This window comes from Mesorhizobium sp. CA8, assembly GCF_020164955.1.
GTDB lineage: Bacteria > Pseudomonadota > Alphaproteobacteria > Rhizobiales > Rhizobiaceae > Mesorhizobium.
Genome location: NZ_JAIUHG010000018.1, coordinates 113,020 through 134,696, shown reverse-complemented (window position 1 = coordinate 134,696; position 21,677 = coordinate 113,020). Strand labels below are relative to the sequence as shown.

23 protein-coding genes and 1 riboswitch are annotated in these 21,677 nt (G+C 64.7%); of the genes, 5 read left to right on the top strand and 18 right to left on the bottom strand.

The features are described from left to right. From LB553_RS19900 to LB553_RS19890, 3 genes are all read right to left on the bottom strand, one after another. On the bottom strand, nt 1–2,093 hold a 2,093-nt coding region (locus tag LB553_RS19900; protein ID WP_224516018.1), incomplete at its 3' end, for a caspase family protein. A gap of 168 nt (nt 2,094–2,261) precedes the next feature. Then, nucleotides 2,262–3,503: a class I SAM-dependent RNA methyltransferase gene (locus LB553_RS19895; RefSeq protein ID WP_224516017.1), complete on the bottom strand. Its 1,242-nt coding sequence runs from the start codon at nt 3,501–3,503 to the stop codon at nt 2,262–2,264. Then, complete coding sequence (locus tag LB553_RS19890; RefSeq protein WP_224516016.1) at nt 3,500–4,267, bottom strand: TlyA family RNA methyltransferase; 768 nt, start codon at nt 4,265–4,267, stop codon at nt 3,500–3,502. Before LB553_RS19890 ends, LB553_RS19895 begins: the two co-directional genes overlap by 4 nt. Nucleotides 4,268–4,381: 114 nt before the next feature. On the opposite strand from LB553_RS19890, the gene LB553_RS19885 reads away from it, so the two are divergent. Beyond that, nucleotides 4,382–4,783 carry a GFA family protein gene (locus LB553_RS19885; protein ID WP_224516015.1) on the top strand — a complete coding sequence of 134 codons (402 nt, stop codon included), beginning with the start codon at nt 4,382–4,384 and terminating at the stop codon, nt 4,781–4,783. Here the strand turns inward: LB553_RS19885 and LB553_RS19880 are convergent. The 6 genes from LB553_RS19880 to LB553_RS19855 all read right to left on the bottom strand — a co-directional run bounded on the left by LB553_RS19880 (nt 4,780) and on the right by LB553_RS19855 (nt 9,815). Beyond that, nucleotides 4,780–5,067, bottom strand: a complete 288-nt coding sequence (locus LB553_RS19880) for a hypothetical protein (RefSeq protein ID WP_224516014.1) — start codon at nt 5,065–5,067, stop codon at nt 4,780–4,782. The two genes, LB553_RS19885 and LB553_RS19880, sit on opposite strands and share 4 nt — an antisense overlap. 150 nt (nt 5,068–5,217) lie before the next feature. Further along, nucleotides 5,218–7,125, bottom strand: a complete 1,908-nt coding sequence (dxs, locus tag LB553_RS19875; protein ID WP_224516013.1) for a 1-deoxy-D-xylulose-5-phosphate synthase — start codon at nt 7,123–7,125, stop codon at nt 5,218–5,220. Between the two features lie 266 nt (nt 7,126–7,391). Next, nucleotides 7,392–8,312, bottom strand: coding sequence for a pirin family protein (locus tag LB553_RS19870; RefSeq protein WP_224516012.1), 921 nt, complete (start codon nt 8,310–8,312; stop codon nt 7,392–7,394). 10 nt (nt 8,313–8,322) lie between these two features. After that, the gene (locus LB553_RS19865; RefSeq protein ID WP_140694206.1) at nt 8,323–8,589 is read right to left on the bottom strand and encodes a DUF2277 domain-containing protein; all 267 of its coding nucleotides are present in this window, start codon (nt 8,587–8,589) and stop codon (nt 8,323–8,325) included. 44 nt (nt 8,590–8,633) lie between these two features. Beyond that, entirely contained in the window at nt 8,634–8,885 is a 252-nt protein-coding gene (locus LB553_RS19860; RefSeq protein ID WP_095766752.1) for an exodeoxyribonuclease VII small subunit, read from the bottom strand. Between the two features lie 3 nt (nt 8,886–8,888). Then, the gene (locus LB553_RS19855) at nt 8,889–9,815 is read right to left on the bottom strand and encodes a histone deacetylase family protein (protein ID WP_224516011.1); all 927 of its coding nucleotides are present in this window, start codon (nt 9,813–9,815) and stop codon (nt 8,889–8,891) included. Nucleotides 9,816–9,931: 116 nt separating this feature from the next. Next, a riboswitch (cobalamin riboswitch) is annotated at nt 9,932–10,110 on the top strand. Between the two features lie 41 nt (nt 10,111–10,151). Between LB553_RS19855 and bluB the strand changes: the two genes are divergently transcribed. Next, on the top strand, nt 10,152–10,883 hold the full coding sequence (gene bluB, locus LB553_RS19850) for a 5,6-dimethylbenzimidazole synthase (RefSeq protein ID WP_224516010.1): 732 nt from the start codon (nt 10,152–10,154) through the stop codon (nt 10,881–10,883). Here the strand turns inward: bluB and LB553_RS19845 are convergent, their stop codons facing one another. Both LB553_RS19845 and LB553_RS19840 read right to left on the bottom strand, forming a co-directional pair. Next, nucleotides 10,884–11,867, bottom strand: coding sequence for a hypothetical protein (locus LB553_RS19845; protein WP_224516009.1), 984 nt, complete (start codon nt 11,865–11,867; stop codon nt 10,884–10,886). It abuts the gene before it with no gap. 233 nt (nt 11,868–12,100) lie between these two features. Then, complete coding sequence (locus LB553_RS19840; protein ID WP_224516008.1) at nt 12,101–12,694, bottom strand: TetR/AcrR family transcriptional regulator; 594 nt, start codon at nt 12,692–12,694, stop codon at nt 12,101–12,103. 120 nt (nt 12,695–12,814) lie between these two features. On the opposite strand from LB553_RS19840, the gene LB553_RS19835 reads away from it, so the two are divergent. Beyond that, nucleotides 12,815–14,035, top strand: a complete 1,221-nt coding sequence (locus LB553_RS19835) for an MFS transporter (protein WP_224516007.1) — start codon at nt 12,815–12,817, stop codon at nt 14,033–14,035. Between the two features lie 138 nt (nt 14,036–14,173). On the opposite strand, the gene ribB is transcribed toward LB553_RS19835, so the two are convergent. Together ribB and aroC are read right to left on the bottom strand one after the other, a co-directional pair. Further along, nucleotides 14,174–15,274 carry a 3,4-dihydroxy-2-butanone-4-phosphate synthase gene (ribB, locus tag LB553_RS19830; RefSeq protein WP_224516006.1) on the bottom strand — a complete coding sequence of 367 codons (1,101 nt, stop codon included), beginning with the start codon at nt 15,272–15,274 and terminating at the stop codon, nt 14,174–14,176. A 116-nt stretch (nt 15,275–15,390) separates the two neighbouring features. Further along, a complete protein-coding gene (gene aroC, locus LB553_RS19825; RefSeq protein WP_224516005.1) occupies nt 15,391–16,500 on the bottom strand; it encodes a chorismate synthase in 1,110 nt (369 codons plus the stop codon). 205 nt (nt 16,501–16,705) lie between these two features. On the opposite strand from aroC, the gene LB553_RS19820 reads away from it, so the two are divergent. Continuing rightward, entirely contained in the window at nt 16,706–16,969 is a 264-nt protein-coding gene (locus LB553_RS19820) for a DUF1344 domain-containing protein (protein WP_224516004.1), read from the top strand. 200 nt (nt 16,970–17,169) lie between these two features. On the opposite strand, the gene LB553_RS19815 is transcribed toward LB553_RS19820, so the two are convergent. The 4 genes from LB553_RS19815 to LB553_RS19800 form a co-directional block, all read right to left on the bottom strand. Beyond that, nucleotides 17,170–17,757, bottom strand: coding sequence for a histidine phosphatase family protein (locus tag LB553_RS19815; protein WP_224516003.1), 588 nt, complete (start codon nt 17,755–17,757; stop codon nt 17,170–17,172). Nucleotides 17,758–17,812: 55 nt separating this feature from the next. Beyond that, complete coding sequence (gene fabI, locus LB553_RS19810) at nt 17,813–18,631, bottom strand: enoyl-ACP reductase FabI (RefSeq protein WP_224516002.1); 819 nt, start codon at nt 18,629–18,631, stop codon at nt 17,813–17,815. A 107-nt stretch (nt 18,632–18,738) separates the two neighbouring features. Further along, complete coding sequence (locus LB553_RS19805; RefSeq protein WP_224516001.1) at nt 18,739–19,665, bottom strand: DnaJ C-terminal domain-containing protein; 927 nt, start codon at nt 19,663–19,665, stop codon at nt 18,739–18,741. 112 nt (nt 19,666–19,777) lie between these two features. Next, nucleotides 19,778–20,242 (bottom strand): RT0821/Lpp0805 family surface protein, encoded by a 465-nt coding sequence (locus LB553_RS19800; protein ID WP_224516000.1) that lies wholly within the window; start codon nt 20,240–20,242, stop codon nt 19,778–19,780. 40 nt (nt 20,243–20,282) lie between these two features. On the opposite strand from LB553_RS19800, the gene pdxH reads away from it, so the two are divergent. Then, nucleotides 20,283–20,900 (top strand): pyridoxamine 5'-phosphate oxidase, encoded by a 618-nt coding sequence (gene pdxH, locus LB553_RS19795; protein ID WP_224515999.1) that lies wholly within the window; start codon nt 20,283–20,285, stop codon nt 20,898–20,900. A gap of 21 nt (nt 20,901–20,921) precedes the next feature. Here the strand turns inward: pdxH and LB553_RS19790 are convergent, their stop codons facing one another. Next, nucleotides 20,922–21,674 carry a crotonase/enoyl-CoA hydratase family protein gene (locus tag LB553_RS19790; RefSeq protein WP_224515998.1) on the bottom strand — a complete coding sequence of 251 codons (753 nt, stop codon included), beginning with the start codon at nt 21,672–21,674 and terminating at the stop codon, nt 20,922–20,924. Nucleotides 21,675–21,677: the final 3 nt, after the last annotated feature.

The window sequence follows — 21,677 nt, the reverse complement described above, 5'->3', positions numbered from 1 at the left end:
TTGCGTGTCAGCTTCCTCGGCCTGCCTTCGTTCTGGCCGGACAACGCATTCGGATTGTTCTTCCCGAACCTCTGCTGGACGTTCTGCCCGTTCTCGCCCGGTGCGCCATTGACGGTCGGCAGCTTGCGGAACTTACCCTTCTTGCCCTGATCGTCGACAACTCCGTTCTGCTGGCCGTTGCCTGTAACGGGGGCGCCGGCATTCCCGGTAGCCTGCTCGTTGCCACTCGCCGTGCCTTGCTTGCCCAGCACCTTCCTGTTGGGCGCGTTCTGGCCGTTGAGCACCGGCTTGCCGTTGACAAGCGGCAGCGCTTTGCCGTCAGCTCCCGGCAAGGCGTGATCGGTCGAGAGCTTGCCCATCGTCCTCGCCTGCGGCGTCGCACCCAGCTGCTGGCCCTGCGTGACAGCCTGGCCCGGCTTCAGCGATTGCGGCGTCGCACCAGGCTGCTGGCCCTGCGTCGCAGCCTGGCCCGGCTTCGGCGGCTGGCCGCCCTGGTTTTGCCTGAACAGCACCGCCCTTTTCTGCAGCACCGGCGGCAGCGCCACCTTGGCCGCCAGTGCGGCCGCGCCCGCGCCAGCCGCCATCTTCTGCCCGGGGGTGAGACCGCTCGGTGCGTTGGCGCTCGGCTGTCCAGCCTGATTGGCCGGCTCGTTGTTGATCGTCGTGTTGTTGATGACGGTCGTGTTGTGAATGTTGTTGAAGATGATGTCGTTCGGCGGCGGCACGATGTCACGCGGCGGCCTGACCCAGACCGGCACGGGGACGAAGACCGGCGTCGGCAGGACGTAGACATCGACCGGCGGCGGGGGCGGCGGCAGCACGACGAAATCCGGCGGCGGCGGCGGCAGGAATATCACGTCGATCGGGGGCGGCGGCTCAAAATCGAAATCGGGATCATCGAAATAGAGCACCGGACGATCGACATAGACGATTTCCTCCGGCGGCGGCGGCGGCACGTCGTAGACGATGACAGTGAAGCTCGTCGGTGGCTCGAGCTCGGCGTCGAAATGCTCCAGCCGGCGGCGCGCGTCCCAGGCATGCAGCCCGTGCGGATAGCGCTCGAGGTAGGACCAATAGGCCTCCGGCGTATCCCGCAGCCATGTTTCGCGCCAGGTGATCGCCTCGCGCCGCGCAGCGATGATGGCGCGCACACGCTTGGCCATCGGATCGTGCGGATAGGCGACGAGGAATTCCTCGTAGCCGCGCATGGTGTCGCGATCGAGAGCCGCGACATAGGCGTCATGCGCATTGAAGTCGCGGATCGGCCTGGTCCGGTTGGCCCGTTCTTCGGCCTCCGAAACCTTCGGCGGCGGCGCGTCCGGAGCACGTTCGAAGAAGACGAAGGGCGCGCTGATCTTCGAGGCGTCCCACGGGATTTCGGCGCCTTGCGTCACCTCGTTGACGCGTAGCCGCGTGCGGTCGAAAACATCGTCAAGCGACAAGCCGCCTTCGCGCATCATCTCGGCGAGCGCCTGAGCATAGGCGCCGTATGGGCCTTTACCTTCCGGCGCAACCGTTCCAGGCGCCGCGTTGAACGCAATCAGCATGTTGGGATCGGGGTCGACCAGCGCGAGACCGCTGGCCAGCGGCTGGCTCATTTTCGGAAGCGCATTCGGCCGAGCCGCGTCGAGAACGACGATATTGACCTTCGCCGGCAGTCCCGCCAGGGACCTGGTGATATCGGAGAGCCGCATGGCTTGCAGCGGCACGTCGGCCGGATTGGCGATCTGGGCATCGACCGGCAAGAAATAGTTCTCACCTTCGAACTGCACGCCGCGGCCGGCGAGGTATACGAAAACGGTCGCGTCCGGACCGGCGGCGGAAACCTTTCCAAGGAAATCGCGCAGCGCGCCACGCAATGATTCCTGGTCGACGTCGCGCGCGCCGACCACATCGAACCCTGCTGCCTGCAGGGTCTGTGCGATCAGGCCGGCGTCATTCGCGGAGGTGACCAGCGCATCCGACGGATAGGCGGCGTTGCCGATGACGAATGCAAGACGTTTCTGCTGTTGGGCGAGCGCGCCCGTCGTCGACGCGACGGCGAACGCGCTGAGAACGACGACAAGACCGATGACTTTCAGAAGCGAGCGCATTGCAATCCGCCATCCTTGTCCGCCATTCATCCAACGCGATAACGCCGGAGAGGCAGGAATGTTTCCCTAACAGTAGGATTAAGAGCCCGCATGAAGGCGGCTTTAGGGCGCAATTTCGTCGAAAGAACAGAGGCTTCACGATTTTCACGCGACCCCCCCGGCCGCAAGCTACCGCCGCCGCTTCGGCTTCTCCAAAAGCGCGACGGCTTCGACATGCGGCGACCACAGGAACTGGTCGATCGGCGTGATGCTCTTCAGCGTGTAGCCGCCATCGATCAGGATGCGCAGATCGCGCGCCAGCGTCACCGGATTGCAGGACACCGCGGCGACCAGCGGCACGTCGGAGCGGGCGATCTGCTTCGACTGATCCTCGGCGCCGGCGCGCGGCGGATCGAAGACCACACCGTCAAAGAGATTCAACTCCTTGAAGGTCAGCGGCCGGCGGAACAGGTCGCGGCGTTCGCTGGTCACCCGCTTCAGGCCGCCGGCGAAGCGGAAGGCGCGGTCGAGCGCGGCGAGCGCCGGCGCATCGCCCTCCACAGCGTGAACCTCTGACTTCGCCGCGAGCCTGAGCGCGAAGCTGCCGCAGCCGGCAAACAGGTCCGCGACCTTCCTGGCGCGCGACAGATGCCGGCCGACAAGGTCCGCCATCGCCTGCTCGGTGGCTTCCGTCGCCTGCAGGAAGGAGCCGGGCGGCACGGCGACCGCGACCGATCCGAACTGCACGACCGGCTTCTTCGGCTCGACGATGATCTCGCCGTCGACGGAAAGCCGCGCCAGACCTTCGGCCATGACGAAATTCGACGCGATACGGCGCTGATGGTCGCCAAGCTTGCCGGCATCGTGCACAGCTATGTCGAGGCCTGAAGCGGTGACGGTCACCGTCATATGAAACGCCTTCGGGGTGGCGCAGACCAACCCGGCCAGGGCACGCAATTTGTCGAGCGCCGAGACGATCGCCGGCAGCGAGATCGGGCATTCCTCGATCGGGATGATCTCGGAAGACAGCGCGCGCATGAAGCCGAGCAGCATGCCGGCCTCGGTGCGCCTCGCGCTGAAGGTGACGCGGCGGCGGGTGTGCGGGGCGCAAGGCACCAACGCAGCGATGTCGCATACGATGCCCTTGGCCTTCAGCGCCTGCACGACCTTCTCACGCTTCCATTGCTGGTAGGCTGCGGCCTCGTAATGCTGCAGCGCGCAGCCGCCGCATTCGGTGAAATGGCGGCAGGCCGGGCCGATCCTGAGCGGCGAGGTTTCCAATACAGACATCAGCGCGGCGCGGTCCTTCTGGCGCGCGGCCGTGACCGTTTCGCCCGGCAGCGTGAACGGGATGAAGAGCTCCCCGCCTTCGGTATTGGCGATACCGTCGCCCTGCGAACCGAGCCTCGCGATGGTGAAGCGTGCGCTCATCGCCCGTCCTTCCTGGCGGCGAGCAGGAACTCGCGGTTGCCGTCGCCGCCTTCGATCGGCGACGGCTCGAGTCCCAGCACGCGCCAGCCGGAAACGCCGGCCAGCCAGTCGCGCAAATTTGTGGCAATGCGCCCGGCATCGCCCGGATCCTTGAGCAGGCCGCCCTTGCCGATGGCCTCGCGCCCGGCCTCGAACTGCGGCTTGACCAGAAGGATTGCCTTGGCGCCCTCGCCCGCCAGTTCCAGCGCCGGCGGCAGTGCCAACTTCAGCGAGATGAAGGAGACGTCGCAGACAAGGAAACCGGGAATACGGCCGCCGAGATCGGCTGCCGTCAGATCGCGCGCGTTCAGCCCTTCGATCACCGTGACGCGCGGGTCACCGGCAATGTCAGGGTGGATCTGGCCGTGGCCGACATCGATCGCCGTGACATGCGCCGCGCGGCGCTCGAGCAGCACCTGGGTGAAGCCGCCGGTCGAGGCGCCAATATCGAGCGCCTCGCTGCCGGAAGGATCGAGGCCGAAACGGTCGAGGCCCGCGATCAGCTTCAGCGCGGCGCGCGACACATAGGCCTGCGCCGGATCGTCGATGGCGACCAGGCAGTCCGGCGCGACAGGTTGGCCGGGCTTGCGGGCGACGGCGCCGTCGACCGTCACCGTGCCCCGCTCGATCGCATCGCGGGCGCGTGAACGGCTGGCAAACAGGCCACGCCCGACGAGCAATTCGTCGAGCCGCTGGCGCCGGCTGGCTAGCAAAGGGGAACTCATCGGACTTCATTGGCGAAAGCCGGGCGCGAACGCAATGGTTGAATATGGCGCAAGAGGCTGCAGAATGCCGACAGGATCAGGCGGTTCCTCAGCCGGTGGAGGGTGGAGGTGGCAATGCTGAAAGGTACCTGTCATTGCGGCGCGGTTCATTGGACGCTGGAGGGCGATCCCGGTGGAATCACCGCATGCAATTGCACGCTTTGCCGCCGCTACGGTGCGCTCTGGGCCTATGACTATGTCGATGAGCGCATCCGCGTCGCCGGACCGCTGAAGTCGTACACACGCGCCGAGGTGACGGAGCCCGCGCTGGAAATCCTGTTCTGTCCGACCTGCGCCTGCGTGGTCGCCTGGCGCGGCCTGCGCTCCGGCGAAAGCGGCCGCACTCGTATCGCGGTCAATGTCAGGCTTGCGCCGCCCGAGGTGGTCGCCGAACTGCCGATCGACCATTTCGACGGCCTGAATAGTTTCGACGACCTGCCGCGCGACGGGCGCTGCGTACGTGATATGTGGTTCTAAAAAATAGTGCGCGAAACCTGGCGCTCGATTGCGGGCATCAGGCCGTCATTGCCGGACGCTTCCTTGTGCGGCGGTTCAACTGCAGTGGGCGCGGCGCGCGGCGCTTCCGGTAGCACGACGAGTTGAGGAACCTGCTTGTAAGAGAAGCCGCCGCGGATGTTGCCCATCTTGCCGGCGATGAAATCCAGCACCGCTTTTTCAAGGTTGCGGTCGTAACGCGTTTCGGCTGCCGCCGGCGCGGCCGTTGCAGCCAACAAGGCCATGCCGCAAAGGAACGACTTCATTGTTCTTATCCCCTGCCTCGGACCAAGGTCTTAGCAGGGCGCCGTTGAAAAACGGCCAAGAGAAAGGGTAAACGAACCGCAAAACAGGAGCGTTAACAAAAGCTTAGCTCAGGAATCCGGCAAATCGATTCAGCGTCTTGACGTTCTGATTCAGGCGCGCTGCGCCTGCATGCCGCGACCGAGCGCGGCGAAGACAGTGCGCACGATGCCGGCCGAATCCAGCCCGGCGTCGGCATACATCTTCTCCGGCTTGGCATGGTCTGTGAACACATCCGGCAGCACCAGCGGGCGCACTTTGAGGCCGCTTTCCAGCAGGCCTTCATGGGCGAGGAAGTGCAGCACCTGGCTGGCGAAGCCGCCAATGGCGCCCTCTTCCACGGTCACCAGCACCTCATGCGAACGGGCGAGCCGCCGGATCAGATCCTCGTCCAGCGGCTTGGCGAAGCGGGCGTCGGCGACGGTGGTGGAAAGGCCCGCAGCGCCAAGTTCCTCGGCCGCCAAAAGGCAATCTTGCAACCGCGTGCCGAAGGAAAGCAGCGCGACCTTGGTCCCTTCCTTGAGGATGCGGCCCCTGCCGATCTCGAGCAGCGAGCCGCGCTCCGGCATGTCGACGCCGACGCCGTTGCCGCGCGGATAGCGGAAGGCGATCGGGCCGTCATCATAAGCGGCCGCGGTGCGCACCATATGGCGCAGTTCCGCCTCGTCGGCGGCGGCCATGACAACGAAGCCCGGCAGCGTGGCCAGGAAGGTCGTATCGAAAGCGCCGCAGTGGGTGGCGCCGTCGGCACCGACGAAACCGGCGCGGTCGATGGGAAAACGTACCGGCAGTTTCTGGATCGCCACGTCATGGACGACCTGGTCGTAGGCGCGCTGCAGGAAGGTCGAATAGATGGCGGCGAAAGGCTTGTAGCCTTCGGTGGCGAGCCCCGCGGCGAAGGTCACCGCATGCTGTTCGGCAATGCCGACATCGAAGGTTCGCTGCGGAAACACCTCGCCGAAGAGATCGAGGCCAGTGCCGCTCGGCATGGCGGCGGTGATGGCGACGACGCGGTCGTCCTCACGCGCTTCCTGGATCAGGCTCTCGGCGAAGACCTTGGTGTAGGCGGGCGCGTTGGCCGGCGCCTTGGCCTGCGCGCCGGTGATGACGTCGAATTTGTTGACGCCGTGATATTTGTCGGCCGCGGCCTCCGCCGGCGCGTAGCCCTTGCCCTTCTGGGTCACGACATGGATCAGCACCGGGCCTTTGCCATTGTCGCGGACGTTCTTCAGCACCGGGATCAGATGTTCGAGGTTGTGACCGTCGATGGGGCCGATATGGTAGAAGCCGAGCTCCTCGAACAAAGTGCCGCCGGTGACGTAGCCGCGCGCATGCTCGACGGCACGGGTGATGGCGCGGTCGGCGCGCTTGCCTAGATAGGAAGTCAGCTTCTTGCCGAAATCGCGTAAGCCCAGATAGGCCTTGCCGGAAGCGAGCCTCGCCAGATAGGCGCTCATGGCGCCGGTCGGCGGCGCGATCGACATGTCGTTGTCGTTGAGGATGACGATCAGCCGGGCATCGAGCGCGCCGGCATTGTTCAGCGCCTCGAAGGCCATGCCGGCTGACATCGAGCCGTCGCCGATAACGGAGATGACATTGTTGCGGCCACCCGACAAGTCGCGCCCCATGGCCATGCCGAGACCGGCTGAAATCGAGGTCGAGGAATGGGCGGCGCCGAACGGGTCGTATTCGCTCTCGGCGCGCCGGGTGAAACCGGAGAGGCCGCCTTCCTGGCGCAGCGTGCGGATGCGGTCGCGGCGGCCGGTCAGGATCTTGTGCGGATAGGCCTGGTGGCCGACATCCCAGATCAGCCGGTCCTGCGGCGTGTTGAAGACATAGTGCAGCGCGACGGTCAGTTCGACGACGCCGAGGCCGGCGCCGAGATGGCCACCGGTCTGCGACACGGCGTCGATGAGCTCTGCGCGGAGTTCCGCGGCAAGCTGCGGCAGCGCGCTCTCATCAAGCGTCCGCAAATCCGCCGGAATGCGGACCTTGTCGAGCAGCGGCGTGTCTGGCTTCACTCGGGCGCGTCCTGCGTCAATCGATCGAACACGGCGCTATCAGCAGATTGCGCCATAATCATGCGCGGCAATAGGCCGCCGGCGGGCGAATGTAAATGTGCGTCAGTGACGCGTGCTACGCTGCAAGGTGTATTGAGATTCAGGTCAGGCCGCGCCGAAAATGATGGATTCCGAGAACCGGAGCGGAGCGTACTCAAAGTACGCGAGCACCGGAAGCGCAGGAAACCGGCATTTGCAGGCCGGCCTCACCTGAATATCAACACACCTTAGTTCTCGGGCAGCGGAATGAACTCCTCCTCATCGCCGGGAACGATATCGAAGCGACCTGTCTTCCATTCCTGCTTGGCCTGCTCGATGCGTTCCTTGGAGGATGAGACGAAATTCCACCAGATATAGCGCTTGGAGCCCAGCGAAGCGCCGCCGAACAGCATGAAATGCGCACCCCGCTCGGAAGAGACAACGATCTCCTCGCCCGGCTTGAACACCAGGAGCCGTTCGGCCGGGAAAACATCGCCGGCGATCGAGACGTTGCCCTCCAGCGTATAGATGGCGCGCTCTTCGGCATCGGCCGGAATCTTCACGCTGGCGCCGGCGGCCAGCCTGAGATCGGCGTAAAGCGTGTCCGAGGCGGTCGCCACGGGCGAGCGCAGGCCTGAGAACGCGCCAATGACGACGCGGCCGCTGACACCCTCGGCATCGATCTGCGGCAGGCGGGCCACGGACGTGTTCGCGAACACCGGGGCAATCTCCTCCTTGCCGTCGGGCAAAGCCAGCCAGGTCTGCAGGCCGGAGACCGACATCGGCGCGCCGCGCAGTTCCTGTGGCGTGCGCTCGGAATGAACGATGCCGCGCCCGGCTGTCATCAGATTCACGTCGCCCGGCGCGATCACCATTTCGGTGCCGAGCGAATCCCGATGCCTGATCCTGCCGTCGAACAGGTAGGTGACGGTGGACAGCCCGATATGCGGATGTGGACGCACGTCGAGCGCATGGCCGGCGCGCAGGATCGCCGGGCCCATGCGGTCGAAGAAGATGAACGGCCCGACCAGGCGGCGTTTTGCCGTCGGCAGAGCGCGGCGCACCTCGAAGCCGCCAATGTCCTTGGCGTTCGGAACGACCATCAGCTCGATCTGGTCGCAGGCGAAGGCATCGCCGGGTTCGGGGTCGTTTCCCGGAAAGAAGCTCATGTCGGTTCCCTCAGGCGAAACGCAGCGCCGACCTGGCCTTAGCCTTGGCAGCCTCTTCCTCGCGATTGCGCGGTTCCTGATTGGTTTCGAGCGAATCGATCAATTCGCGCGCAGCGGCCGCGATCGCTTCCACTGCATGATAAAAAGCGTGCTCGTTGCGCTTGGACGGCTTCGTCGAGCCGGCCAGCTTGCGCACGAATTGAAGCGCTGCGTCATGCACTTCGTCATTGGTCGCCGGCGGCTCGAAATTGGCCAAGGTCTTGATGTTGCGGCACATGGCTTGAACTCCTTACCTGCTCTCTCTGCCCACCCTATTCCAAATCAGTCGGCGTCCAGCGGCTCCGTTCCTACCGGCTTGCCGTCGCGCGAAAGCCTGATCTTCTCGACCTTGTCCTCGGCCGCTTTCAGCAGCCTGTCGCAATGCGCCTTCAGCGCCTCGCCGCGCTCATAGATCTTGATCGACTGGTCGAGCGGGACGTCGCCGCGCTCAAGATCATCGACGATCTTCTCCAGTGCATCGAGCGCCTGTTCGAAGCTCATCGCCTTGACGTCCTCATTGCCTTCCAATGCCATACTCTATCCCTTCATCAGCCGCCCGACATGGGCGGCGACTGAAAATGCCAGTCCCTGCAGATCGTAGCCGCCTTCCAGCAGGCTGACGAGCCTGTTGCCGCTGTGGCGGCCGGCGCGTTCCATCAATTGCCCGGTCGCCCAGTCGAAATCGTCCTCGGTCAGGTTGATCTCAGCCAACGGGTCGCGATGGTGCGCGTCGAAGCCGGCGGAAATGATGATCAGGTCCGGCGCGAACGCGTCGATCGACGGCAGCACGCGCGACAGCAAGGCGTCGCGGAAGAGATCGCTGCCGGTCTGCGGCGCCAGCGGCGCATTGACGATATTGCCGGCGCCGGTCTCGCTCTTCGCGCCGGTGCCCGGATAAAGCGGCATCTGGTGCGTCGAGCAATAGAGGACCGACGGGTCATCCCAGAAGATGTCCTGGGTGCCGTTGCCGTGGTGGACGTCCCAGTCGACGATGGCGACGCGTTCGGCCTGATGCTTGTTCTGGGCGTAGCGGGCGGCGATCGCCGCCGTGTTGAACAGACAAAAACCCATCGCCGTGGTCTTTTCGGCGTGATGGCCGGGCGGACGAGCGGCGACGAAGACGTTTGCCGCACGGCCCTCGAAGACGTCGTCTACCGCCGCGTTGGCACCGCCGATCGCGGTGATCACGGCCTGCCAGCTTTTCGGGCTGGCGCTTGTGTCGGCGTCGATCGAGACGATGCCGCTCTCAGGGATCGCGGCGCGGACACGCTCGACGAAATCCTCCGGGTGCGCATAGAGGATCGTTTTCTCGTCGCCTTCCGGCGCCTTGACGCGATCAAGCGCCGAAAAAGCCTCGTCGTCGAGCACGCGCTCGATAGCACGCAGGCGGTCGGGCCGCTCGGGGTGACCGGTCGGCGTGAGGTGTTCGAGGAAGATCGGATGCGTGTAGAGACGGGTGGCCATGGCGCCTAGTCTAGGGACCTATGACCGCAATGACCATGTTTGGCAGGCCGAATGGCTGGGGAAAATCGCGTCTTGCCGTGTCGCTAACGCCGTTGGCGTGGCTTAGGCTTCGCTGTAAGGTCTCCTCGCTGCCTGGTGCCCGCGACGCGGGAGAATCGGGAACACGGTTGAACTCCGTGGCGTGCCCAACGCTGTGAGGGGGACCGCGCCGGCAAACGCCACTGTCGAAGACGGGAAGGCGCCGGATGCGGGACGATCCCGAGCCAGAAGACCGGCCCGGCAGACATGGTCTTCCGCTTGGTCAGGCGGGGGACTGCTTGTCGCAAGGGGAAAGCGATGACAGCAGCAGCGATCGCCGCGAGTGGCGGCGACTTTGACCAATTGGCGCGCGACGCGGTCTACCGGGCCATGTTCACCAGGCGCGACGTGCGCAGCCATTTTGTCCCCGACGATCTCGATGACAGTGTGCTCGCTCGACTTCTCACCGCCGCGCATCACGCGCCGTCGGTCGGCTATATGCAGCCGTGGAATTTCATCGTCATCCGCGACCCCGCGAGACGGCGGCAGGTGCGTGACCTTTTTCTCGCCGCGCGCGAGCAGGAATTACCGGCGATCGAGGCGGAGCGGCAGGCGCTCTACAGGAAACTGAAGCTCGAAGGCATCTGCGAAAGCGCGCTCAATCTGTGCATCACCTGCGACCGGCAGCGCTCGAAGGACTCGCCTCTCGGGCGTTGGCACAATCCGGAGATGGATCTCTACAGCACCGTCTGCGCGGTGCAGAATTTCTGGCTGGCGGCGCGGGCCGAAGGTGTCGGCGTCGGCTGGGTGAGCATCATCGAAACCGAGTCGCTGAAGCAACTTCTGTCGATCCCGGAGCATGTCACGCCGATCGCCTATCTCTGCGTCGGCCGCGTCTCGGCCTTCGCGCCGAAGCCGGACCTCGAGGCGCATGGTTGGGGCAAGCGCCTGCCGCTGCCCGAACTGGTCATGAGCGAGACGTTTCGCGGCGCCGGCGAGGCGCCGCTCAAATCGGCAATCGCAAAGCTTGGCGGCCCATCAGAGCCATGATCAGGCGGCTCTCGGGGTATCCCAGCGCGAGCCGGCGCCGAAAGAGCCCAGCGCCTTGTCGCGCAGTTCCCTGAATTTGGACGAGGTCTCGGCGAGCCGGCGGTCCCATTCGGGATTGGGCGCCTGCCCTTCGATGGCTTCGAAATAGACCTGCATCAGGGAGGCGATGGCGAAGGGCTCGATGAAGGCTGCCTTGAAGGCCCAGGCAAAGACGATGGCGAGCACGAAAGCCCAGCCGGCAAGCTGGCCCGGCATTACCCACAGAATGGCGGCCGCGGGTGCCAGCATCAACAGGAAGATGACGAAGGACACGCCCCACATGATCACCGCCATCCAGACGGCGTTCTTGACCATGTGCTTGCCGTTCTGCGCGTAGAGCACCACGCCTTGTCTTGCCGTCTCGAATGGCGAACTCGAATTGATGCGGATGTTGTAGCCGAGGATGATCTCGTCGACATAGGTCAGCGACAGGCGGATCACCGTGTTGATGAAGCTGACCACGCCGCTCAGTCCCGGAATGGGCAGGAAGGCGGCGATGCCGCCGATCACGCCGGTGATGGCGCGGATGGCGCCCTTGACCAGCTGGTCGACGACGAAAAGGATGTTGGCCTCGGCGAAGCGCTGGGTGACCACTTCCTTCGCATAGGCGATCTGGCCCTGGCCGTCGGGCACATCATGACCGTCGATCAGATGCACCATGACGGCGATATGGCCCGCTTTCAGCACATAGAGGATGTATTCGCGGATCCAGTAGACGGCGATCGAGACGACGCCGAAGCCGACCACGCCGCCCCACAGCGCAAACGACATCGGACCGTCGGGATCGGTCGAGATGTGCCCGACGCCGTAACCGACGCTGGCGCCGGTACCAGTCGCCATGATGTAGGCGACCGTGATGCCGAAATAGACGATCATGCGAAAGATGATGAACGGCCATGTCCGCATCATGATCGACACAGACCGGCCAATGCTGAAGTCCCACATGGCCCCGACTCCCACACCCCGCGCATGACCCCGAAAATCGGAATCGATTTTCGGAAAAGGGATCATGCGCCGAATTAAACTTTTACAGCGTTTTTTGCGCGTTCAAAGAACGCTCGGCGCTGTAAGAGTTGGCGGTGGAGGATGCGCTTGCCCCGGCGATTGTCAATCACGGCAGGGTTGCGCCGGCCCGAAACCGGTGCACAACCCGGTGGCTTGCTTACCCAAGCGAACCGTCATGGCTTCTTGCGCAAGCCTTCGAGCAATTGCTTGAAGGCCGCGATCGCCTTCTTCGAGGTGGCTTCCGGATCCTTCGAATTGGCGATGCGCTGCGCGGCCTGGCTGCTGGCGCCATTGATCAGCCGTGAGGTCGTCTCGGGATCAAGCTCCGGAACGACCACGCCCTCTTCCTGCAGCCTGGTCAGATGCTCGGTCATCGAGGCGGTGCAGGCATTGGCGTTCGGCCACTGTGCCGGGTCGCCGAGCACCGCCGGGCCGTCGCGGAACATGATGCGCTGGATTTCCGGCTCCAGCGCCATCTCGATATAGGTGGTGCATTCGTCGACGAAATGCTGCCAGCGGGTGGGCGCTTTCGAAGCCACCTCATTCACCCGCAAGGCCATCTCGCCATCGATCTCGGCGATCACCGCCTGCAACAGCCCCTTCTTGTCGCCGAAATGGTGGTAGAGCGCGCCGCGCGTCAGGCCGGCCGAAGCGGTGAAATCGTCCATCGAGGCCTCGGCATAGCCAATCGTGCCAAAGGCATGGCGGGCGGCCGCGATCAGCTTGGCGCGCGTCTCGGCGATCATGTCCTTGCGCGGTTTGTGCATGGCCCTGGACCTATTCTCATACGCCTCGTATGCCAATTGACATACGCGGCGTATGAATTATCTGACTTTCATACGCTGCGTATGTAGTTGCGGCATTCACCCTTGTCGAGGAGCAGGACCATGCGAAACCCTTATTCGGACATCTTTCGGGCTCCCGGCACGAAAGGCTTTGCCGCGGCGGCTTTCATCGCGCGCTTACCGATCGCCATGGCGCCGATCGGCATCGTGGCAATGCTGTCACAAACACATGGCGAATATTGGCTGGCCGGCGCCGTCTCGGCCACATACGCGCTGGTGAACGCCTTCCTGTCGCCGCAGGTGTCGCGGCTGGTGGATCGGCGCGGCCAGACGGCGATCGCCGCGCCGATGACGCTCGTTTCGGTGCTTTCCTTCGCGACATTGGTCGTCGCGGCCAACCGGCATTGGCCGGTCTGGACGTTGTTCCTGTCGGCGTTGCTTGCCGCCGCCATGCCCAGCATCCCGGCCCTGGTCAGGGCGCGCTGGACCGAGATCTTCCGCAACCGGCCGGAGCTCAACACGGCGTTTGCCTTCGAATCGGCCGCCGACGAACTGGTCTATGTCGCCGGCGCCTCGCTGTCGGTGGGCCTGAGCGCGGCGCTGTTTCCCGAAGCCGGCATGGTGGTCAGCACGTTGCTGCTTGCGCTCGGCTCGGCGGCATTCCTGCTGCAGCGCTCGTCCGAGCCGCCGGTCCGCCCGGCCGAACATGGCGCGGCCGGGTCGGCGATCCGCCTGCGGCCGGTGCAGATCATCACTTTCGCGCTGATCTTCGTCGGCGCGACCTTCGCCACGACGGAAGTCACCACAGTCGCCATCACCAAAGAGCTTGGCCAACCTGAGGCGGCAAGCCTCGTCATCGGCGTCTATGCGCTGGGATCCTTCGTGCTCGGCATCATCGTCGGCGCGCTCAGCCTCAAGGCGCCGCTGCAACGGCAATTGGCACTCGCGGTCACCGTGATCGCACTCACCACCTTGCCACTGCTCTTCGCCGACACGGTGCCGACGCTCGCGCTCGCGGTGTTCGTCAGCGGCGTCGCGATCTCGCCGACCTTCATCACCGCCTTCGGCCTGATCGAGCGCCACGTGCCGCCGGCGATGCTCACCGAAGGTGTCACCTGGGTGACGACCGGGATCGGCATCGGCATGGCGCTGGGCTCCTTCGCCGCCGGCTGGATGGTCGACACTTTCGGACCGCAGAACGGGTTCTGGGTTTCGGTCGCGGCCGGAGCAATCGCGCTGGTCACGGTGCTGGCCGGCCAATGCCGGCTGGCGACGGAGGATTGCGAGGCGGACAGGGGCGAGGCGGTGGTTGCGGCGGAGTGACGGCTATTCGGCCGTCCGATCATCGTCGCAGACGTTGGCAGTTATCCGACGGCCTGCGACATCGCCTCCGTCGCGCAGGCTTTCGGTCAGCCAGCCAGGCCGGCGGACCGCTGTAGGACCTCGTCAACCCTTCGAGGCCTACAGAATTTCCGTCTTGGCGATGTGAATGCCAAACCCCTCAAGCCCGACATAGTGGCGCTCGCGCGAGGCGATCAGGTTGATCGAGGAGATGCCCAGGTCCTTGAGGATCTGGGCGCCGAGCCCGATCTCGCGCCATTCGTTCTCGCGGCGGCGGGCTTCCTCGTGGTCCTCGCCGTCGCCACTCGCGGGCCGCTTGCGCTCCTGATGGGCGACACCGACCGAGCCTTCGCGCAGATAGACGATGACGCCGCGCCTGCGCTCGCCCATCGCCTTCATGATGCCGTCGAGCCGGTGGCTGGTGCCGAAGACGTCGGTGACGACATCTTCCGAATGCAGCCGTACCGGCACCTCCTCGCCATCGCGGATGTCGCCGAAGACGACCGCGAGATGGTGCATGGAATCCCAAGGCAGCGTGTAGGTGAAGGCCTGCGCCTTGCCGCCGGGCGTGTCGATGTCGGAGCAGGCGACGCGTTCGACCAGCGTCTCCTTGCGCTGCCGATAAGCGATCAGGTCGGCGACCGAGACCTGCTTCAGCCCATGTTCCTCGGCGAAGGCCTGCACTTGCGGCCCGCGCTTGACCGTGCCGTCGTCGTTGACCAGTTCGGAAATGACGCCGACCGGGGGCAGGCCGGCGAGCTTGCAGAGATCGACCGCGGCTTCCGTATGGCCGGAGCGCATCAAGACGCCGCCTTCGCGCGCGATCAGCGGGAAGATGTGGCCGGGGCGCACGAAATCCGAGGGGCCGACATTGCCGTTGGCAAGGTTGCGCACGGTGAGCGTGCGGTCGTCGGCGGAAATGCCGGTCGTCGTGCCGTGCTTGAAATCGACGCTGACGGTGAAGGCGGTGGTGTGGGCGGAATCATTATCCGCCACCATCGGCGCGAGGTTCAGCCGCCTCGCGTCCTCGCGCAGCATCGGCGTGCAGACGATGCCGGAGGTGTTGCGGACGATGAAGGCCATCTTCTCCGGCGTGCAATGGACGGCGGCGACGATCAGGTCGCCCTCGTTCTCGCGCCCGTCATCGTCCATGACGACGACGATCTCGCCGCGCTCGAAGGCACGGATCGCTTCGACGATCTTCTTCTGGTCGTATGGCATCGGCGCTCGCTTCGCTCGCAAGGGAGTAGGGGAATAGGGCAGTAAGGGAATAGGGGAAAGGAAAAAGTTTTGGCCACCGGGCAGGCGTTAGCCTACTGCCCTACTGCCCTACTGCCTTACTCCCCTGCTCCCCTCCCTGTCTGTCCTCTGTGCCGCAGATAATGATCGGCAATCGCGCAGGCAACCATCGCCTCGCCGATCGGCACGGCGCGGATGCCGACGCACGGGTCGTGGCGGCCTTTGGTCATCACCTCGACATCCTTGCCGTCCTTGTCTATCGACTGGCGTGGGGTCAGGATCGAGGAGGTCGGCTTGACGGCGAAGCGGGCGACGATCGCCTGGCCGGTCGAGATGCCGCCGAGGATACCGCCGGCATTGTTGGACAGGAACACCGGCTTGCCGTCATTGCCCATGCGCATCTCATCGGCGTTCTGTTCGCCGGTGATGCGGGCCGCCTCGAAACCGTTGCCGATCTCAACGCCCTTGACGGCGTTGATCGACATCAGGCCGGACGCGATGTCCTGGTCGAGCTTGGCGTAGATCGGCGCGCCGAGGCCGGGCGGCACGCCGTCGGCGACGATCTCGATCACCGCGCCGACCGAAGAGCCCGCCTTGCGGATGCCGTCGAGATAAGCGGTGAAGACCGGGACCGAGGCCGGATCCGGGGTGAAGAACGGGTTCTCGGCGTCGGCGACGAAATTCCAGTTCCAGTTGGCGCGGTCGATCGACTTTTCGCCCATCGACACCAGCGCGCCGCGAACCGTCATGCCGGGCACTATCCTGCGCGCCAGGGCGCCGGCCGCCACCCGCGCTGCCGTCTCGCGCGCCGAGGAGCGGCCTCCGCCGCGGTGGTCGCGCAGCCCGTATTTGACGTCGTAGGTATAATCGGCATGGCCTGGCCGGTATTGGCGGGCAATCTCGCCATAGTCCTTGGAGCGCTGGTCGACATTCTCGATCAGCATCGACACCGGCGTGCCGGCGGTGATCATCGTCTCGCCGTCCTCGTCTAGGATGAAGCCGGACAGGATCTTGACCTCGTCCGGCTCGCGGCGCTGGGTGACGAAGCGCGACTGGCCGGGGCGGCGACGGTCGAGCTCGGCCTGGATGTCCTCGCGCTTGAAGCGGATGCCGGGCGGGCAGCCGTCGACAACGCAGCCGAGCGCCGCGCCATGGCTTTCACCCCAGGTGGTGACGCGAAAGAGATGGCCGAATGTGTTGTGCGACATGAGAATACGCCCTGCCCCGGCGAGGGAACCCGGTTAAGGTTGCCTTCTATTGGCGTTTTCCACAGTGGTCAAACGGTGATCGGATGCATCAAACTGTGATGTGGCGGATTTAGTTTTGACACATTCGGTTGGTTTCTGCTCTCTTCCCATCCGCCGTTGAGGATCCGCCGCTGACCAGCCGGCGCAATGACCAAAGAGGACGACGATGCGTACCCTGATTGGCGCCGCCTGCGCCATGTTGCTGATTTCCACCGCCGCCGCGTTCGCCGGCCAGACCGAAGGCCTGATCAAGAAGGTCGACAAGGACACGCTGACGCTGACGCTTGACGACGGCAAGGCCTATAAGCTCAACGCCGAGACCGATCTCGACTCGCTGAAGCCCGGCATGGACATCGTCATTGCCTATGACGTGACCAATGGCGAGAATGTCGTGACGGATATGCAGTTGCCCGACAGCGACCAGAACTAAACTCAGGTGAGGCCGGCCTGCGAAGGGCGGCTTCCTGCGCTTCCGGTGCTCGCGTACCGAAAGTACGCTCCGCTCCGGCCTTCGCCGCCCGAAGCTCTCATGAGGGTCTCCGCGCCACGAAGGCTACGGCCGGCGTAGGCCGGTTCTCGAATCCAGCCTTCTCTGCTCGGCCTGACCTGAATTTGCCAGGGCGCGAATTGTTAAAGCCACTCCAAGCTCCGGCCCTCCAGCCGAAGCAAGCGGTCCTGTGGGATTTCGAGGCTGGCGGCCTCCTGCTTGGAAATGCCGGTGACCAAGCGGAAGAAGCAGCGCATGACGCCGCCATGGGTGACGCAGACGGTCGGCTGGCGCAGCGCGTCGAACCAGGGCTTTATCCGCGCGAGCAGCATCTCGTAGCTTTCCGCGCCCTCGCCCGGCGGCTGGAAGTCCCACTTGGCGTGGCGGCGGCCGTCCGTTGAACCGGGGGCACGCTTCTCCAGTTCGGCGAAGGTGAAGCCCTGCCAGTCGCCGAAACTTATCTCGACCAGGCGCGGATCGGTGCGGTAGCCGGAGGGATCGAGCCCCATAGCTTCGCGCATCAGCTCCATCGTCTCACGCGTGCGCCGCATCGGGCTGGCGACAAAGTCGAAATCCGCAGGATTTCTGACGAGTTCCGCCAACCGTAGGCCATTGCGCGTCGCCTGCTTGCGACCGAACGTATTGAGGTCGGTGTCGGCCTGGCCCTGCAGGCGGTGCTCGGCATTCCACTCGGTCTGACCGTGACGCGCGATGTAGGCGAGCGGATACATCAGGTCTTCCAAGGTCGGGCCAGGGCCTGGGACGAAGGATAGGCGAAGGTAAGGATCAGTCCTTGACGGTCGAGATATCCGGCGCGTCGACCGCCTTCATGCCGACGACATGGTAGCCGGAATCGACATGATGGACCTCGCCGGTCACGCCGCGCGACAGGTCCGACAGGAAATAGACGCCGGAATCGCCGACTTCTTCCTGGGTGACCGTCTGCTTCAGCGGCGAATTGTACTCGTTCCACTTCAGGATATAGCGGAAATCACCGATGCCGGAGGCGGCCAGCGTCTTGATCGGACCGGCGGAGATTGCGTTGACACGGATCTTCTTGGCACCGAGATCGACTGCGAGATAGCGCACGCTTGCTTCCAGCGCCGCCTTGGCGACGCCCATGACGTTGTAATGCGGCATCACCTTCTCGGCGCCGTAATAGGTCAGCGTCAACAGCGAGCCGCCATCGGTCATCAGCGGCTCGGCGCGCTTGGCGATGGTGGTGAAGGAATAGACCGAGATGTCCATGGTGCGGAGGAAATTGTCGCGGGTCGTCTCGACATAGCGGCCGGTGAGCTCGTCCTTGTCGGAGAAGGCGATGGCGTGGACGAGGAAGTCGAGCTTGCCCCAGTGCCTGGCGATATCGGCGAAGACGGCGTCGAGGCTTTCCGGGTCGGTGACGTCGCAATGGCCGGCGACATGCGCGTTGAGCTCAGCCGCGAGCGGCTCCACGCGCTTCTTGAAGGCCTCGCCCTGATAGGTCAGCGCGATTTCGGCGCCGTGATCGACGCAAGCCTTGGCGATGCCGAAAGCGATCGACCGATTGTTGGCGACACCCAGGATCAGGCCCCGCTTACCGGCCATCAGGCCCTGTCCACCCGCCATGTGCAAGCTCTCCGCAAGAAAATCTGCTTTGTGGAGAGCCTATCGCACAGGCACAAAGCCCCTTCAAGCGCTCAAAAGACACGGCAACAGGAACAAAATTCCCTCAATCACCCTTTTCTGCGGCGCATCAGGGCCTCAAGCTCGGCATCGCCGCCCTCCGGCAGCATCAGCCGCACATGGGCATAGAGATCGCCATGGCCGCCGGCCTTTTCCGGCAGGCCCCTGCCCTTCAGGCGCAGCACCTTGTCCGAGCTCGACCATGCCGGAACGTTGACCGCGAGCTTGCCGGTCGGCGTCTCGACCGCCACCTTGGCGCCGAGCACGGCATCGGCCAGATCGACGGGCAGATCGACATGTAGGTCGCGCCCCTCGATGCGGTAACGCGGATGGCGGCGGATATGGATCTTGACCAGCGCGTCGCCCGGCTGGCCCGGACCCTGCTCGCCCTGGCCCTTCAGGCGGATCGTCTGGCCGTCCTCGACATAGGCCGGCAGCTTGACCGCGACCTTGCGGCCGTCGGGGAATATCGCCGTCACCTTATCGGCGGTGGCTGCCTCCTCGACGCTGATATCCATGGTGACGTTGAGATCGGCCGCCTGGACCGGCTGGCGGCGGTCTGCCCGGCCAGCGCCGCGGGCGCCGGAAAAGGCTTCGCCGAATATCTGGCTGAAGATGTCGCTGTTGCCGTCGAACGGATCGCCGCCCGGGCGCCCGGTGCGGAATTCGAAATGCGCGCCGCCAGGGCCCTGCTGACGACGGAAACCGGCGAACGGGTCGCCGCCGGCCGCGCCCTCAAAACCCTGGAATTTCGGCTTGCCCTCGGCGTCGATCTCGCCGCGATCGTAGGCGGCGCGCGTCTTCTCATCGCCGACGATCTCGTAGGCCTGGTTAGCGGCGGCAAAACGGTCCTTCGCCTTGGGATCATTCGGATTCTGGTCCGGATGATACTTCTTGGCGAGCTTACGGTAAGCCGATTTTATGTCCTTGGCCGATGCGTTCTTGGCAACGCCCAGCACCTCATAGGGGTCGCGCATGCTTCCTGCCTGCAAGAGAGAATGGATTGTAGTCGCCCCCTATATGCGCTCGCATAGGAAGAAATTCCAGTGGCGCAAGGGCAATTAGCGCCTGAAACTCAGAGCACCGGAATCAGAGCGCCTTGAATTCCTGCATGCGCCAACCCCCGGCTTCGGCGAGGCACAACTCGCCCTTGTAGAGCGCAACACCGTCGAAGCTCTCGCGCGTGGCGCTGAAGCGGCGGCAGGTCACACCGCCGTCCTTCAGCTCGACCAACTCGGTGATGGCGCCGCGCGAACCGGTGCCGGCGTTGGCCCATGGCACGGCCTGGCCGCCAAGTTCCTTGATATCGGCGGAAGAAACGGCGTTGCCGATGGTGGTCTGGTCGGAGTCCTTGTCGGCGATCGCCGGAGCAGCAGGCGAGGACGGCGCGCTGGAAGTGATGATCGAGCGGTCGACATCCATCTTTTCCAGGCTGAAGCCGCCCGCACCGCAGCCGGCAAGGGAAATGGCCGCCGTCACGACCACAGCCTTGACGCTGGCCGAAGCGATAACGCCCCATTGCCCGCTGTCAAAAGCTTGCGCGATACGCAACAATCGGCGGACTCCTCCCGGAACGGTAAAAATTCGGAAAACTATGAACGAAACTGAGTTAACAAGCGGTGACTTCACCGAGGCCGCGGAGCCTTTCCGGCTCTTTGCCGCATGGCTGGAGGACGCCACGAAAAGCGAACCCAACGATCCCAACGCAGTGGCGCTGGCAACCGTCGACGCCGACGGCATGCCGGATGTGCGGATGGTGCTGCTCAAGGGCTTCGACGAAAAGGGGTTTGTCTTCTACACGAATTTCGAGAGCGCCAAGGGCCGCGAAATTCTTGGCAGCATGAAGGCGGCGATGTGCTTCCACTGGAAATCGCTGCGCCGCCAGGTGCGGGTGCGCGGGCCGGTCGAGATCGTCGGCGACGCCGAGGCCGACGTCTATTATGCCACGCGCCCACGCGGCAGCCGCATCGGCGCCTGGGCCTCGAAACAGTCGCGGCCGCTGGAGAGCCGCTTCGCGCTGGAAAAGGCGGTGGCCGAATACACGGCGCGCTACGCCATCGGCGATATCCCGCGGCCAAAACACTGGTCGGGCTTCCGCATCCTGCCGCAGACGATCGAGTTCTGGCACGACAGGCCGTTCCGCCTGCATGACCGCGTCGTCTTTTCGCGCAACGCGCAAGGCGGATGGGACAAGACGCGGCTTTATCCTTGAACGGTAACAGAGGCGAAGGACTCAGCCCTTCTTGCGCGTCATGAAAGCGGTGAGCGCAGCGCGCGCCTCTTCGGAGGTCAGCCGCTCGCGGAAATGCTCGCTTTCGACCTTGATGCGGGCGATCAATTCATCGCGCGGCTCGCGCATCAGGTCGCGCGCGATCTTCAGCGCCTGCGGCGGCTTGGCCGCGATGTCGTTGGCGGCGGCCAACACCGCGCTTTCGAGGGAGTCTTCCGCGACGACATCGTAGATCAGCCCCGCGGCCTTGGCGCGCTCGGCCGAAAAGCCTTCGCCGAGGCCGAGCAGCGCGAAGGCGCCCTGCCGGCCAAGCAGTTGCGGAACGATCAGGCTGGAGCCGGCTTCCGGCACCAGGCCGAGATCGACGAAGGGCGTGCGGAACAGCGTGCGCGGCGTGGCAAAGGTCAGGTCGCAATGTAGGTTGAGCGTAGTGCCGATGCCCACCGCAATGCCGTCAACGCCCGACACCATCGGCTTTTCGGCCTTGGCCAGCGCCATCAGGAAATCCCAGACCTCGTTGCCGCCCTCGCCGCCGGTGGCGATGACCAGGAAATCGGCTAGGTCGTTGCCGGAGGAGAAGGCGCCCGGAACGCCGAGGAAGACTTGGACGCGGACCGCCGAATCGGCGTCGCCTTCGGCGAGCGCCGCCGACATTTTCGCATACATGGCGCGCGTCAGCGCGTTCTTCTTGTCGGGGCGGTTGATGCGGATGATCTGCACCGCGCCCTGGCGCTCGACGAGGATGTGGTCTGTCACGAT

What these genes read in the sequence shown, in the direction of transcription:
- LB553_RS19895 (WP_224516017.1), bottom strand. Translation starts at nt 3,503, where the DNA reads ATGAGCGCACGCTTCACCATCGCGAGGCTCGGTTCGCAGGGCGACGGT.
- LB553_RS19890 (WP_224516016.1), bottom strand. Translation starts at nt 4,267, where the DNA reads ATGAGTTCCCCTTTGCTAGCCAGCCGGCGCCAGCGGCTCGACGAATTG.
- LB553_RS19885 (WP_224516015.1), top strand. Translation starts at nt 4,382, where the DNA reads ATGCTGAAAGGTACCTGTCATTGCGGCGCGGTTCATTGGACGCTGGAG.
- LB553_RS19880 (WP_224516014.1), bottom strand. Translation starts at nt 5,067, where the DNA reads ATGAAGTCGTTCCTTTGCGGCATGGCCTTGTTGGCTGCAACGGCCGCG.
- LB553_RS19870 (WP_224516012.1), bottom strand. Translation starts at nt 8,312, where the DNA reads ATGAGCTTCTTTCCGGGAAACGACCCCGAACCCGGCGATGCCTTCGCC.
- LB553_RS19865 (WP_140694206.1), bottom strand. Translation starts at nt 8,589, where the DNA reads ATGTGCCGCAACATCAAGACCTTGGCCAATTTCGAGCCGCCGGCGACC.
- LB553_RS19860 (WP_095766752.1), bottom strand. Translation starts at nt 8,885, where the DNA reads ATGGCATTGGAAGGCAATGAGGACGTCAAGGCGATGAGCTTCGAACAG.
- LB553_RS19855 (WP_224516011.1), bottom strand. Translation starts at nt 9,815, where the DNA reads ATGGCCACCCGTCTCTACACGCATCCGATCTTCCTCGAACACCTCACG.
- bluB (WP_224516010.1), top strand. Translation starts at nt 10,152, where the DNA reads ATGACAGCAGCAGCGATCGCCGCGAGTGGCGGCGACTTTGACCAATTG.
- LB553_RS19845 (WP_224516009.1), bottom strand. Translation starts at nt 11,867, where the DNA reads ATGTGGGACTTCAGCATTGGCCGGTCTGTGTCGATCATGATGCGGACA.
- LB553_RS19840 (WP_224516008.1), bottom strand. Translation starts at nt 12,694, where the DNA reads ATGCACAAACCGCGCAAGGACATGATCGCCGAGACGCGCGCCAAGCTG.
- LB553_RS19835 (WP_224516007.1), top strand. Translation starts at nt 12,815, where the DNA reads ATGCGAAACCCTTATTCGGACATCTTTCGGGCTCCCGGCACGAAAGGC.
- ribB (WP_224516006.1), bottom strand. Translation starts at nt 15,274, where the DNA reads ATGCCATACGACCAGAAGAAGATCGTCGAAGCGATCCGTGCCTTCGAG.
- aroC (WP_224516005.1), bottom strand. Translation starts at nt 16,500, where the DNA reads ATGTCGCACAACACATTCGGCCATCTCTTTCGCGTCACCACCTGGGGT.
- LB553_RS19820 (WP_224516004.1), top strand. Translation starts at nt 16,706, where the DNA reads ATGCGTACCCTGATTGGCGCCGCCTGCGCCATGTTGCTGATTTCCACC.
- LB553_RS19815 (WP_224516003.1), bottom strand. Translation starts at nt 17,757, where the DNA reads ATGTATCCGCTCGCCTACATCGCGCGTCACGGTCAGACCGAGTGGAAT.
- fabI (WP_224516002.1), bottom strand. Translation starts at nt 18,631, where the DNA reads ATGGCGGGTGGACAGGGCCTGATGGCCGGTAAGCGGGGCCTGATCCTG.
- LB553_RS19805 (WP_224516001.1), bottom strand. Translation starts at nt 19,665, where the DNA reads ATGCGCGACCCCTATGAGGTGCTGGGCGTTGCCAAGAACGCATCGGCC.
- pdxH (WP_224515999.1), top strand. Translation starts at nt 20,283, where the DNA reads ATGAACGAAACTGAGTTAACAAGCGGTGACTTCACCGAGGCCGCGGAG.